Origin of the sequence: Brevundimonas sp. SH203, assembly GCF_002157625.1 — a bacterium.
Taxonomy (GTDB): Bacteria; Pseudomonadota; Alphaproteobacteria; order Caulobacterales; family Caulobacteraceae; genus Brevundimonas.
Genome location: NZ_BDMM01000003.1, coordinates 210348 through 223033 on the forward strand (window position 1 = coordinate 210348; position 12686 = coordinate 223033).

Genomic DNA, 12686 nt, shown 5'->3' on the forward strand with positions numbered 1-12686 from the left:
CTTGGGTCTTAGAACAGCCAGCTGCGGGGCTTGGGAACGGCCTGGCCGCTCTTCAGTTTCAACACCCCATAGGCGCCGCGCGCCAGAATCCAGATCGCCACGGCGAACAGGACGATCACTCCGATATTGACCACCACCAGCACGGCGCCGAGGACGGCGGCGGCGATGGCGCCGACGATGGTCCGCTTCTGATACTGGGCGTGGCTGCCTTCCAGCGTGTCGGTCGCCGCGTCGCGCCGCATCACCGCCAGCAGCGCAACCAGGCACGAGGCGCCCAGCGTCGGCACCGCCAGCAGGATCAACACATAGACCGCATACAGCCGCATCGGCACGGCCGGTCCCGGAACGCGGTCGGGAACCCGCGACGCCTCGGCCCGCATCTGCTGGCGCACGGCGGCGTGGGGCGCGGCGGCGCGCGACGGCGCATGCGGCGCGAACCGGGCCACGGGCTGCACCCCCTCGCTGCGGTCGAACGGCCCGGGTTCCGCAGGCAGGGATTCGGGCGGCAGCGGCGGATCGAACAGGTCCGGCTCCTCGTCCGGCTCCGGCGCCGCGACCGGCTCGGCCGCGCGCGTCCGCCCGGCCAGAGAGGCGGGCGAGACGAAGCCGACGTGCGCGTCGTGATCGGTCTCGTCCTGCGCTTCGGCAGGGGTCTTGGGATCGCCGGGCTCGGCCATGAACAACGCTTCTCTCACGCCGGACGCCCGGCTGGACTCATCGGGGCGACAATGGCGGTCGATGCGGCGCGAAGCAACCGGCCTTCGCCCTCTAGGGTCAATCGACATTCAGCCCAAGACAGTCATTCCGGGGCGTCCGAAGGACGAACCCGGAACCCAGGAGGCGGGCATCAGGCGTTGGATGCGTTCAACAACGTGACCGCCCCCCTGGGTTCCGGGTTCTTCGCTCCGCTCAGCCCCGGAATGACGAGCCGAGACACCTGCCTTCACGACTGTCGATTGAACCTAGCGCCCCAGCACGATCTCGCAGCCCGGCGCCGCGACGGCCGCCAGGGCGCCCGGCTTTTCGATCCGCACCGTGGCCCGCCGCACCCGTCCGTCCTCCAGACAGGCCCGCGCCAGCCGTTCGGCGAAGGTCTCCACCAGCCCCACATGCCCCGCCTCGGCGATGGCGCGCGCCGCATTGGCCACGGTCTCGTAGTTGATGGTGTCGCCCAGCCGTTCGATGGGGCGCGGCTCCAGCTCCAGCGTCACGTCGATCACCAGCCGCTGCAGCCGCCCGTGTTCGTGGTCATAGACCCCGATGCCCGCCTCGACCTCCAGCCCGCGCACGAAGACGCTCAGCCGTTCGACCCGCACCGGATCGGGCGCCGGGAACGGCGAAACCTGCGACGACTGGACCACGCGGCCTACTCCTGGATGTCGGGGGTGCGCCAGGCCAGATGCTGGCCCCCGTCGACGGCGATCATCTGGCCCGTGACCATCCGGGCGTCAATCAGCCACAGCACCGCCTCGGCCACCGCCTCCGGGCTGCCGGGCGTCTCCAGCAGGGTGGCGCGCGCCTCGGCGGCGAATTCCTCGGGCGTCTGATGGATGGACGGCAGGGTCGGCCCCGGCCCCACCCCGTTGACGCGAATGCCCGGCGCCAGCGCCTGGGCCAGGGTCTGGGTCGCCCACCACAGCCCGTTGCGCGACAGGCTGTAGGAGAAGAAGCGCGGGTCCGGCTTCAGCACCTTCTGGTCCAGCAGATTGACGATGGCGCCCCGATCCGTCTGGGCCGCGAACGCCTCGGCCAGCACCAGCGGCGCCCTCAGATTGGTCTCGATATGCGTGTCCCAGCTTTCGCGCGTCAGCCCGCCGATCCGGTCGTCGTGGAACACCGAGGCGTTGTTGACCAGAACCGTCACCGGCCCCAGCGCCTTGGCCGCCGCCGGGATCAGCCCGCGCACCCGCGCTTCGTCCGCCAGATCCCCCTGCACCAGACACGCCCGCCGCCCCAGGCCCGCGATCTCCTCGGCCAGACCCCGCGCCTCGTCGCCCGACGCATGATGGTGGATCGCCACGTCGAACCCGGCCCGCGCCAGCCTCAGACAAATGGCCCGCCCGATCCGACGCGCCCCGCCCGTGACCAGGGCGACGCCGCGAGGCGAGTCAGTCAACCCGACCGAACTCGAACACATTGAAAGCCGCGATGACGGCGATGAAGCCGAAGATAATGCCGAGCGCCAGCATGATATGCTCCTGTTGTCCCCCTTGGCTTAGAGCGGGACGGGACGGGGTTCAAGCGGGGATGGATCGGAGTTTATGTCCAAGAAGCGCTTGATAGCGGCTTCCGATCACCGTGTGCGGCCCAAAACGATGAGCACCATAGTCCGTGGACTTATAGTCGCCGTCCGAACAAGCATTGCACTGTGAACAATGCCAATCTTGTCATCCTTGGTCAGCGCATAAGGGAGCGTCGTAAGACGTTCGGTTGGACGCAGGAAGAACTGGCTGACCGCGCCGGGATTGATCGCTCCTACGTCGGCGGAGTGGAGCGAGGATATCGCAATTTGACGTTCACAGTCCTCTGTCGATTGTGCGCGCCACTTCAATGCGATGTCGCAACACTGACCGTTGGCCTTCCGGAAATTGACCAATGAAATGGCTGCGGACTTTGATCTTGTTTGATCAAGGGGATGTCCTGTCTTCCATGGATTGGAAAACGCTCCATGAAAGCTACCTCCGCTCCATACAAAGTATCGACAACCCTGCTGGCTCAAAGACCCTCACCCTCCGGCGCAAATTACGGGCGCCGAACGGTCAATGGTCCCGTAACGGCGTCGGCTTTCTCCGAACGCGATTTCTCGAACACATCCGCGATGTCGAAGGCTGGAAACCCGAGGGCGTCGTTGATCTTAAGCGTGATCGGGAGCAACCGACCATCCGCCTATACCCAAGTCTTGAAAGCTACCAAGAGCCGATAACCTCAGATTTCGGTGGATTTGATCTTGTGACCACTGGAGAAAACGGTACCAAGATTGCTATCGAATGGGAAACGGGAAACATCTCGTCATCCCATCGCAGCATGAATAAACTAGCGATCGCGCTTGGCGCTGGCATCGTTCAGGTTGGCGTCCTAATCCTTCCAAGCAGGGCGCTCTACGAACACCTAACGGACCGGATTGGAAATATCGGCGAGTTGTCGGGCTATATTTCCATGTGGGAAAGCCTCAAGGCGAGCGTCGGAAAAGGACTTCTTGCTATTACAGTCGTCGAGCATGACGAACTAACCGATGACCCCTCTTTGCCGTTCTTGAGACTTGGCAACGATGGACGTGCAGCAGAGGGCCGCGCGAAAGTCTAAAGGATCAATTCTCGTCGCCCATCGACGCGTTCACACGCGCACTCACGTTCATCCTGCGCAACCCTGTAATCCGGATGTAGAGGACGACCCGCTTTACGCCGCTGCGTTAGATCGGCCCGAGTGAACAAGACATTCTTATTCTGATGGATTTCTTTCAGGTGCTCCCGGTCCCCCTCAAGGGAACTGAATCTATCTACTATAGCAGAACAATCGAGTTCGCTGCCAATCCACTGGCGCTTATTGAGTTCGGCCGCTACGAAGGTAGTGCCCGAACCGCCGAATGGATCAAGAACTAGCGACCCAGGGTCGCTCGCCATACAGATGATGCGGTCCATGAGTTTCAGGGATAACGCATTAGCGTCACGACGCTTGTACTTTGCGTGTCGAACCGGGGGAATGTCTGTCCAAACATCCGTGAGACTTACCCCCCTAGGGTTCATCTTAGCTTTATAACCGCCATAGTCCCGTTGCTCGCCACCACAGTGGCGGCAGCAAGGAACGGGGAGGCGGTCAGGATGGAATATCGCCGGCTTTTTGCCCTTCACAAAATACAAGAGCGCGTAATGAGACGGATAAAGCCTGCCCTGAATGGGAAGAGAAAACTTTATATCGACCGAGATCCAGTGCCGGAAAGTCAACGATTGGCCAATATACGCCCCGAGTGGCAGTGACCACTTTGGTAGGTTCCAAAAGAACAACGCCCCCCCAGGCTTAAGCGTCCGGATCATTTCATCGATCCAACTCTCCGACCACGCGATATAGTCGTGGTCGGCCATGTTATCATCGATACCTGACGTGTACTTTTTCCCGAGATTGAAAGGGGGATCGGCGAAAGCCAAGTCAACACTGTCGTCTTCGACTGAGAGCAGGAAATCTAGGCAGTCCGCTTGATGAAGCTGACCCAACGGCGTTTCTAAAATGGGTATCATAGACATCATTGTGACAGCTAAAAAGAGAGAACGCAATTGCACAGCTGCATGGGGTGAGGATGAACACGGAGCAACAGTTTCTAATGCCCCAAGCCGCTTTCTAATCATATCTGACGGCTCGCTCCTTACCTCGTCAAAGATCGTGAACCGATCTTCGCCCTTCCCCAGCACACACCCATGACCTGGCGCACCCACGTCGAACCCTTCACCCGCCCCCTCTTCTTCGCCTGGTCGCGCCTGACGCGCGGCAAGACGCTGGGCGTGCGGGCGGTGGCGGTGGATGCGCAGGGGCGGGTGTTGATGGTGCGGCACACCTATCTGAAGGGCTGGTGGCTGCCGGGCGGCGGGGTGGATCGGGGCGAGACGACGCAGGCCGCCGTGGTGCGCGAACTGCGCGAGGAGACGGGCCTGATCGCGCGCGGGGCGCCGCGTCTGGTCTCCATCCATGCCAACGACCGTGTCTTTCCCGGCGACCATGTGGTGGTCTTCCGCATCGAGGCCTTCGAGGCGGGGCCGCGCGCGGGCGACGGCGAGATCGCCGAGATCGGCTGGTTTCCTCCCGCCGCCCTGCCGGACGATGTGAACCGGGGCTGTCGCGCGCGTCTGGCCGAACTCTTCGACGGCGCCCCAGTCGATCCCAACTGGTGAGACACGTCCGTATCTGACGCAGGCGCGTGGCAGGCTGCGTCCATGACCCAAGCCGCCCCCGTCTATCGCGTCCGTTCGCCCGAAATCTGGGACATGGCGCGCAAGGACTATCTGGCGGGCGAGCCGGCGCGCGTCGTCTGCCGCCGCTACGACCTGGGCGTGTCGGCCTTTCGCATCCGCGCCCGCAAGGCGAAGTGGCGGCGCGAGGATCAGGACGACCCCGACCTGTATGATCCCGCCGTCGAGCTTGAGGCGGTCGAGGACATCGCCCTGTCCGACATGGCCGTCTCGGCGCGCCGTCGACTGCAGTTGGCGCTGGAGGACGGCGAGGCGACCGAGGCCCAGCGCTGGCTGAAGATCTTCGAGACCCTGTCGTCCATGGCCGCCGACGCCCCGCCCGCCGCGAACGACGATCTGCACGGATTGCACCCCGATTTTTCGCCCCGCCCGTCCGATCCCGACGCCGCGCCCACCCCTCGCCCCCTGACCGGCGACGCCGGGTCCGACCCGGACGAACTGCACAGATTGCACCCTGTTTTATCGCCGCCCCCCCCGACCCGGCCCCGTCGCCAGCCCCGTCGCCGCCCCCGAACCGGGCCGAGCGCCGCCGCCTGCGTCGCGCGGATCGCCGAAAGCCGGTCTCCGCAACCGGCGACGGCCGTGCTAGCCAGGGACCATGAACCCGTCGCTGATCGCCCTCTTCGTCGTCGTCCTGGCCGGGGGCGCCACCGCGCTTCAGGCCCCGACCAACGCCCGGCTGGCGACCGCCGTGGCCTCTCCGGTCAACGCCGCCTTCATCTCCTTCGCGGTGGGGACGACGGTGCTGGGGGTGCTGGCCGCCGTCCTGCACACCCGCCCCGACATGACGGCCGTGCGCGCCCTGCCCTGGTACGCCTGGATGGGCGGGGCCTATGGCGCCTGTTTCGTGGTCGCCGCCGCCTGGGGCGTGCCGCGCCTGGGGGTGGCCATGACCATCACCCTGATGGTCGGCGGCCAGCTGCTGCTCAGCCTGGCGCTGGATCATTTCGGCGCCCTGGGCGTGCCGCGCCAGCCGCTGAACCTCGGCCGCATCGCCGGCGTGGGTCTGGTTCTGGCCGGCGTCCTTCTGGTCCGGCGCTCCTGACCCTATATCCCGCCCGATGACCGAGGCGCCGCCCGATTCGAAACTGACCGCCGCCGCGCTGATCGCCGACGAGGCGCGCCGCGCGCCCGACAAGCCCGGCGTCTATCGCATGTATGGCGAGGACGGATCGTGCCTCTATGTCGGCAAGGCCCGCAGCCTGAAGAAGCGCATAATCCAGTATGCGCAGGGCCGCTTCCACACCCAGCGCATCGGCCTGATGGTGGCCCAGACCCGGTCGATGGAGCTGGTGGTCACGGCGTCGGAAACCGAGGCCCTGCTGCTGGAATCCAACTTCATCAAGAAGCTGAAGCCGCGCTTCAACGTCGTGCTGCGCGACGACAAGTCCTTCGCCGAACTGATGATCCGCAGCGACCACCGCGCGCCCCAGATCCGAAAGCATCGCGGCGCCCACACCACGCCCGGCCAGTATTTCGGCCCCTTCGCCTCGACCTGGGCGGTCAACCGGACGCTGAACACCCTGCAGAAGGCCTTCCTGCTGCGGTCCTGTTCCGACAGCGTCTATGAGACCCGCACCCGCCCCTGCATGCTGCATCAGATCAAGCGCTGCTCGGCCCCCTGCACCGGCCTGATCTCGCTGGAGGACTACGGCGAACTGGTCGACGAGGCCGAGGCCTTCCTGCGCGGCAAGTCGCGCGCCGTCATCGGCCGTCTGTCGGGCGAGATGCAGGCCGCCTCGGACGCCATGGACTTCGAACAGGCCGCCCGCGTGCGCGACCGCATCCGGGCGCTTTCGGCCATTTCGATGGAGAACTCCGTCAGCGCCGACAGCGTGGCGGAGGGCGACGTCTTCGCCCTGCATTCCGACGGCGGCCAGGCCTGCGTCCAGGTCTTCTTCTATCGCGCGGGCCAGAACTGGGGCGGGCGGGCCTATTTCCCGCGCGTGGACAAGTCCGACACCGACCCGGAGATTCTGGCCGCCTTCCTGGGCCAGTTCTACGAGGACAAGCCCATCCCGCGCCTGATCCTATCCAACGTCCGCCCGCATGAGCTGGAGCTGCTGGAGGAGGCCTTCTCGATGAAGGCGGACCGCAAGGTCGAGATCGTCCGACCCCAGCGCGGCGAGAAGCTGGCCCTGGTCGACCACGCCCTGACCAATGCGCGCGAGGCCCTGGGCCGCCGCCTGGCCGAAAGCTCGGCCCAGGGCAAAATCCTCGACGAGGTGTGCGAAGCCTTCGGCCTGGAGGCCCGGCCCGAGCGGATCGAGATCTACGACAACGCCCATATCCAGGGGACCAATGCGGTCGGCGGCATGGTCGTGGCGGGGCCGGAGGGCTTCCAGAAGTCCCAGTACCGCAAGTTCAACATCCGGGGCGAGGACCTGACCCCCGGCGACGACTACGGCATGATGCGCGAGGTGATGCGCCGCCGCTTCGCCCGCCTGGTCAAGGACGAGGAAGAGGGTGAAGACGTGGTACGCCCCGACCTGCTGCTGATCGACGGCGGCGCGGGCCAGCTGGCCGAGGTGCTGGCGGTCATGGCCGATCTGGGCGGGCTGGACGACATCGCCGTGGTCGGGGTGGCCAAGGGGCCGGATCGCGATGCGGGGATGGAAAAGTTCTTCATGCCGGGCAAGGCGCCCTTCATGCTGCCGCTGAAGTCGCCGGCCCTCTACTATCTGCAGCGGCTGCGCGACGAGGCCCACCGCTTCGCCAACGGCGCCCACGCCAAACGCCGCTCGATGGACATCAAGAAGAACCCGCTGGACGAGATCGAAGGCGTCGGCCCCGGCCGCAAGAAGGCCCTGCTCCACGCCTTCGGCTCCGCCAAGGGCGTCAGCCGCGCCTCCGTCGTCGATCTGGTCAAGGTCGAAGGCGTCAGCCAACCCCTGGCCGAACGCATCCACGCCTTCTTCAGGAAGGCGTGAACCGTGTCACCATTCCAGCAGCTTCAGACCAGGAATGTCACGAAAGTCGTCGCCATTGCGGGTGACGAGCGTGGCGCCCGCCGTGATCGCCTGCGCCGCAATCATGCGATCCAGCACCTTGCGACGCGAAAAACCGCAGGTCTCGATGATGGCCCGATACGTCTGCGCCTCGGCCGAGCCGAAAGGCAGCACCGGCACGGCGTCGAGCAAGGCGTTTAGCCTTGCTCGACGATCTCCTGCACTGGCGTCCAGCCGACCGAGATCCGCCTCCAGTTCCACCCTGCTCACGATCGAAAGCAGCAACGGCGGGCTCAAGGCGTCCACGCGCGCATCGATCACCGCATCGCCATCCCTCAGATGAATGGCGACGTTCGTATCCAGCATATAGGCCACGCCCTAGAGGCCCGGCCGCTCGGGGATTTCGACCTCGTGCCGGACGCCGATGGTGTCGGGCTTGGGCAGGCTGCGCAGCTTGGCCAGCATCTCCTTCACCGACTTGCGCTTGGGCGAGATGGTCACGACGTCACCCTTGCGCTCGATCTCGACCTCGACGCCCGGACCGAACGAGATTTCCTTGGGCAGCCGCACGGCGTCGCTGTTGCCGCTGCGAAAGGTTCGACTGGTGACGGGCATGACGGTCTCCTTCGTATAGACACGTATACACCATTTATCGCCGCCCCCCAAAACGCTACAGGCGCAGCATGAGCGACACCGAAGACGAACTGACCGCCGGCTATCGTCGGTTTCGCGCCGACCACTGGCCGGCCGCCCGCGCCGAGTATGAAAGCCTGGCCACCAAGGGCCAGAAGCCGCACACCCTGATCGTGGCCTGTTCGGACAGCCGCGCCGATCCGGCCCTGATCTTCGACGCCAAGCCGGGCGAGCTGTTCGTGGTCCGCAACGTCGCCAATCTGGTCCCGCCCTATGAACCGGACGGCAAGCTGCACGGCGTGTCGGCGGCGCTGGAGTTCGGGGTCAAGGTGCTGGGGGTCAAGCGGATCGTGGTCATGGGCCACGCCCACTGCGGCGGCGTCAGCGCCATGATCAACGGCGCGCCCGACATCGTAGCCGATTTCGTCGGCCCCTGGATCGCGCAAGGCACGCCGGTCGTCCAGCACGTCGCCGAAACCGTCGCCCCCGATCAGCTGGAGCGCGCCGCCGAGGAGGCCATCGTGCGCCTGTCGATCCGAAACCTGCGCACCTTCCCCTGGATCGCCGAGCGCGAGGCCAGCGGCGAGCTTCAGCTCAGCGGCCTCCACTTCGGCATCGCCGAGGGCGCCCTGACCGCCATGACCGACAAGACCCGGTTCGAACCGTTGGCCTGAATATCAAAGATTGATATGGTGAACCTATGGGAACCAACGTCCATCTTACCGCCGAGCTTGAGAAGTTCGCCCGGGATCGGGTGAGTTCCGGCCGCTACAACAACGTCAGCGAAGTTGTGCGCGAGGGTCTGCGCCTGCTTCAGGATCAGGAAATCGCCAGGCGCAGCGCCGAGGCTGCGCGCCTGGAAGAAGACCGCCGCCGCGAAATCGAGCGCGAACGTCGCAAGGCGGCTCTGCACGCCATGCTTGATCGATGGGCGGCCATGCCGACCATCGACATCGGCCCCTGGACCCGAGACGAGCTTTACGATTGAGGATCGCCCTCGACACGAACCTTCTCGTCTATGCCGAGGGCGTGAACGGCCCCGAACGTCGCGACGACGCCCGCCGGATCGTCGATCGCCTTCACCTTGAGCACGAGATCGTCATCGCCGTTCAAACCCTGGGCGAGCTTCACCGCGTCCTGACCGAAAAGGCCAGGATGCCGAGCGCTCTGGCGGCCGAAGCCGCGCACGGCTGGCGACGTCTGGCGCACATCGCCCCCAGCGACGAGACGACGCTGATCGCCGCCTATGATCTGATCGACGCCCATCCGCATCAGATCTGGGACGCCATCATCCTCTCCGCCGCCGCCGAAGCCGGGTGCGGGCTTCTGCTTTCCGAAGACATGCAGGACGGCTTCGTCTATCGAGGCGTGACCGTCGCCAATCCGTTCGCAGAGACGCTGCATCCCCTGCTGGCGTCCTTGCTGGAGACCCTGCCATGACCGCCCATCGCGCCAACCCCATTCCCAACATCCTGACCGGCGCGCGCCTGGCGGCCGGGGTGGTGATGTTCCTGATCCTGGCGGGGGCGACCAGCGGCTTCCCCCTGGCCGATCAGTGGATGAGCCCGGACGATCAGTTCGCCCTCTATCGCGTCGCCTTCTGGATCTTCGTCATCGCCGCCTCGACCGACTGGATCGACGGCTTCCTGGCGCGGCGCTGGAACGCCACGACCCGCTGGGGCGCCATCCTGGACCCCATCGCCGACAAGGTGCTGGTCACGGGCGCCATCCTGGGCGTGCTGACCTCGGGCTCGGTGCCGCAGATCATCATTCCCTGCGGCCTGATCCTGTTCCGCGAATTCGCCGTCTCGGCCCTGCGCGAGACCATGGCGGGGCGGATCGAACTGCCGGTCACCCTGGCCGCCAAGTGGAAGACCACCCTGCAACTGGTCGCCCTGGGCTGCCAGCTGTTCGCGCGCAACTGGGACGGTTTCGGCCTGTCGCTGGACTGGCTGGAGAACTTCCAGTTCTTCTCGGACGTGCTGATCTGGCTGGCCGCCATCATCACCCTGTGGACCGGCTGGCAGTATTTCCACGAAGCCCGCCGCCAGATGAAGGATCTCTAGGGCCTCAGCGTCAAACTGGTCGGCGTCGCCTCGAACGCCGACAGCCGGCCCAGATAGCTCATGCCCAGCAGGGAGTATTCCAGCCCCTGCTCGACCACCAGGGCCTCGACCTGATCGACCCGCGCCCCGGCGACCGAAACGGTCTTCAACCGGACCGGCGCGGCGCGCGCCAGGCCCGAGGCGGTCTGAACCTGGCCGGTGAAGGCCGCAGGCTCGGGATCGACGCCCAACCGCGCGGCGTCCGCCCGCGTCAGGGCGACCACGCTGGCGCCGGTGTCCACCAGCAACCGCACCGCCCGTCCGTCGATCCGGGCCTGGGCCCAGTAGTGACCGTCCGCGCCCTTGACCACCTGGGCGGCGGTTCCGACGGCGGCCGGGGCCACGATGGCCACAGGCGCCGTCGCCGCCTGGGCCGCGCCGTCCCCCTCCAGATGCCGGATCGTCAGGGCCGTGGCGAAGGACGCCGTCAGGGCGACGCCGAACACGATGACGGACTGGAGGTCGATGCGGATCATGCCCCCTGTCTAGCCGGGCGATCTTTGGATGCCGTGAAACGACGTGGCTGACGAAAGCTTAAGCCCGATCCCGCTCAGGCCAGCTTGGCCGGATCGATCCGGTCGCGACGCCCCGGCAGATCGGCCATCACCGCCGCCCGTTCGTCGTCGCTCAGCGCGCGCCAGCCGGCGATCTCCTTCAGGGTGCGAAAACACCCCAGGCACAGGCCGCTCTCGCCGTCGACGGCGCACACCATGACGCAGGGGCTGGCGATGGCCCTGGGCGGGCCGGGACGGTCGGGCGCGGAAACGGTCATTGTGACACCGAAACGAAAATCACTCCGACTCCTGACGAATAAATTTGCAAATTCACGAAACTGTCTTATCTTGTCCGATGACGCGAAACGACTGACGGTGGAATCCCATTGGTACGACGTGTCTCTTTTCATCGTTCTGCGAAAGGAGACGCCAAGATGAACGATAAGGAGCGCAACCTCCAACACGCCATGATGTCCTTCGCCCTGTGGGGCGGGATGCTGGTCAACAGTCGGCACATGCCGTCGAACTCGGGCCGGGTGGTCAGCCATCCGTCCAACTTCGTACCCTATACGATCAAGAAACGCTGACGGCGTGCAGACCGCCGAAAGCCCCGAAGAAGCCCTGGCCCAGCCGGGGCTTTTTCAATTGCGGGCTTGCCTGACGCGACGTTCCCGGCCGATGACGCAGGGGAACGAGGAGACGACGCATGGGCCTGATCGCCGAAGAGAGACGGGGCGCGATCCTGATCTGGACGCTGGACCGCGAGGCGCGGCTGAACGCCCTGCCCGACATGGGCGACGGCGACGAGGTGGCGACGGCCTGCGAGCGGGCCAACGCCGATCCGTCCGTCCGGTGCGTGGTGCTGACCGGGGCCGGGCGCGCGTTCTCGGCCGGGGGCGACCTGACGGCCATGCGCGACCGGCGCGATCTGTTCGAGGGATCGGGCGCGGCCATTCGCGAACGCTATCGCCGCCTGGTCCACCGGATCGTGCGGGCGCTGTACGGGCTGGAGGTTCCGCTGATCGCCGCCGTCAACGGGCCGGCCATGGGGCTGGGGTGCGACATCGCCGGGCTGGGCGACATCCGCATCGCGTCGGAGCGCGCCAGCTTCGGCGTGCCCTTCCTGAAGCTGGGCATCATTCCCGGCGACGGCGGATCGTGGCTGCTGCCGCGCAACATCGGCTATGCGCGCGCGGCCGAGATGCTGTTCACCTCACGCGCCATCGACGCCGCGACGGCCGCCGAATGGGGTCTGGTCAATCGGGTGGTCGCCCACGATCAGTTGATGGACGAAGCCCTGGCCACGGCCGCCCAGGTCGCGGCCCAGCCGCCCCAGGCGCTGCGGATGGCCAAGACCCTGCTGCGTCAGGGCCGCGACACGACCTTCGACCAGATGCTGGAGATGTCGGCGGCCATGCAGGCCCTGGCCCATCTGACCGACGACCATCAGGAAGGCGTCGCCGCCGTGCTGGAGAAACGCCCCGCCGACTTCTCCGGCCGCTGATCCCCCGATACGAAAAAGGGGCGCCGCGGCGCCCCTTCCCCGTC

At 66.0% G+C, this 12686-nt stretch carries 19 protein-coding genes; 11 read left to right on the forward strand and 8 right to left on the reverse strand.

Features of this window, described 5'->3' with window-relative positions:
- Positions 1-8 precede the first annotated feature (8 nt).
- The 3 genes from SH203_RS07955 to SH203_RS07965 form a co-directional block, all read right to left on the reverse strand.
- Positions 9-677 (reverse strand): hypothetical protein, encoded by a 669-nt coding sequence (locus tag SH203_RS07955; protein WP_200808857.1) that lies wholly within the window; start codon positions 675-677, stop codon positions 9-11.
- Between the two features lie 285 nt (positions 678-962).
- Entirely contained in the window at positions 963-1361 is a 399-nt protein-coding gene (gene folB / locus SH203_RS07960) for a dihydroneopterin aldolase (RefSeq protein WP_087120342.1), read from the reverse strand.
- A gap of 5 nt (positions 1362-1366) precedes the next feature.
- Complete coding sequence (locus SH203_RS07965) at positions 1367-2116, reverse strand: SDR family oxidoreductase (RefSeq protein WP_234989429.1); 750 nt, start codon at positions 2114-2116, stop codon at positions 1367-1369.
- Between the two features lie 252 nt (positions 2117-2368).
- On the opposite strand from SH203_RS07965, the gene SH203_RS07970 reads away from it, so the two are divergent.
- On the forward strand, positions 2369-2599 hold the full coding sequence (locus SH203_RS07970) for a helix-turn-helix domain-containing protein (RefSeq protein WP_087120344.1): 231 nt from the start codon (positions 2369-2371) through the stop codon (positions 2597-2599).
- Positions 2596-3303, forward strand: coding sequence for a hypothetical protein (locus tag SH203_RS07975; protein WP_087120345.1), 708 nt, complete (start codon positions 2596-2598; stop codon positions 3301-3303). Before SH203_RS07970 ends, SH203_RS07975 begins: the two co-directional genes overlap by 4 nt.
- On the opposite strand, the gene SH203_RS07980 is transcribed toward SH203_RS07975, so the two are convergent.
- Positions 3300-4268, reverse strand: a complete 969-nt coding sequence (locus SH203_RS07980) for a site-specific DNA-methyltransferase (RefSeq protein ID WP_200808858.1) — start codon at positions 4266-4268, stop codon at positions 3300-3302. The genes SH203_RS07975 and SH203_RS07980 overlap by 4 nt on opposite strands.
- A gap of 141 nt (positions 4269-4409) precedes the next feature.
- Here SH203_RS07980 and SH203_RS07985 point away from each other — a divergent pair, with 141 nt between their 5' ends.
- The 3 genes from SH203_RS07985 to uvrC all read left to right on the forward strand — a co-directional run bounded on the left by SH203_RS07985 (position 4410) and on the right by uvrC (position 7888).
- Complete coding sequence (locus SH203_RS07985; RefSeq protein WP_087120346.1) at positions 4410-4880, forward strand: NUDIX domain-containing protein; 471 nt, start codon at positions 4410-4412, stop codon at positions 4878-4880.
- A gap of 676 nt (positions 4881-5556) precedes the next feature.
- Complete coding sequence (locus SH203_RS07990) at positions 5557-6003, forward strand: DMT family transporter (RefSeq protein ID WP_087120347.1); 447 nt, start codon at positions 5557-5559, stop codon at positions 6001-6003.
- Positions 6004-6019: 16 nt separating this feature from the next.
- Positions 6020-7888 (forward strand): excinuclease ABC subunit UvrC, encoded by a 1869-nt coding sequence (uvrC, locus tag SH203_RS07995; protein ID WP_087120348.1) that lies wholly within the window; start codon positions 6020-6022, stop codon positions 7886-7888.
- Positions 7889-7894: 6 nt separating this feature from the next.
- Here uvrC and SH203_RS08000 read toward each other — a convergent pair whose 3' ends face one another.
- Positions 7895-8272, reverse strand: coding sequence for a PIN domain-containing protein (locus SH203_RS08000; protein ID WP_234989430.1), 378 nt, complete (start codon positions 8270-8272; stop codon positions 7895-7897).
- Between the two features lie 12 nt (positions 8273-8284).
- Positions 8285-8521, reverse strand: coding sequence for an antitoxin (locus SH203_RS08005; protein WP_087120350.1), 237 nt, complete (start codon positions 8519-8521; stop codon positions 8285-8287).
- 68 nt (positions 8522-8589) lie between these two features.
- Here SH203_RS08005 and SH203_RS08010 point away from each other — a divergent pair, with 68 nt between their 5' ends.
- Genes SH203_RS08010 through pgsA form a run of 4 tightly spaced genes read left to right on the forward strand, consistent with a single transcriptional unit; the run spans position 8590 to position 10605 of the window.
- Positions 8590-9213, forward strand: a complete 624-nt coding sequence (locus SH203_RS08010; protein WP_087120351.1) for a carbonic anhydrase — start codon at positions 8590-8592, stop codon at positions 9211-9213.
- A gap of 26 nt (positions 9214-9239) precedes the next feature.
- Positions 9240-9527, forward strand: coding sequence for a type II toxin-antitoxin system ParD family antitoxin (locus tag SH203_RS08015; RefSeq protein WP_087120352.1), 288 nt, complete (start codon positions 9240-9242; stop codon positions 9525-9527).
- The gene (locus tag SH203_RS08020) at positions 9524-9979 is read left to right on the forward strand and encodes a PIN domain-containing protein (protein WP_087120353.1); all 456 of its coding nucleotides are present in this window, start codon (positions 9524-9526) and stop codon (positions 9977-9979) included. The genes SH203_RS08015 and SH203_RS08020 overlap by 4 nt, the downstream gene beginning before the upstream one ends.
- Entirely contained in the window at positions 9976-10605 is a 630-nt protein-coding gene (gene pgsA / locus SH203_RS08025) for a CDP-diacylglycerol--glycerol-3-phosphate 3-phosphatidyltransferase (RefSeq protein WP_087120354.1), read from the forward strand. The genes SH203_RS08020 and pgsA overlap by 4 nt, the downstream gene beginning before the upstream one ends.
- On the opposite strand, the gene SH203_RS08030 is transcribed toward pgsA, so the two are convergent.
- Together SH203_RS08030 and SH203_RS08035 are read right to left on the reverse strand one after the other, a co-directional pair.
- Positions 10602-11120: a TIGR02281 family clan AA aspartic protease gene (locus SH203_RS08030; protein ID WP_087120355.1), complete on the reverse strand. Its 519-nt coding sequence runs from the start codon at positions 11118-11120 to the stop codon at positions 10602-10604. The genes pgsA and SH203_RS08030 overlap by 4 nt on opposite strands.
- A gap of 74 nt (positions 11121-11194) precedes the next feature.
- Positions 11195-11416, reverse strand: a complete 222-nt coding sequence (locus SH203_RS08035) for a DUF1289 domain-containing protein (RefSeq protein ID WP_087120356.1) — start codon at positions 11414-11416, stop codon at positions 11195-11197.
- A 156-nt stretch (positions 11417-11572) separates the two neighbouring features.
- Between SH203_RS08035 and SH203_RS15630 the strand changes: the two genes are divergently transcribed.
- Together SH203_RS15630 and SH203_RS08040 are read left to right on the forward strand one after the other, a co-directional pair.
- Positions 11573-11725, forward strand: a complete 153-nt coding sequence (locus SH203_RS15630) for a hypothetical protein (protein WP_017505113.1) — start codon at positions 11573-11575, stop codon at positions 11723-11725.
- Between the two features lie 119 nt (positions 11726-11844).
- Entirely contained in the window at positions 11845-12642 is a 798-nt protein-coding gene (locus SH203_RS08040; protein ID WP_087120357.1) for a crotonase/enoyl-CoA hydratase family protein, read from the forward strand.
- Positions 12643-12686 lie beyond the last annotated feature (44 nt).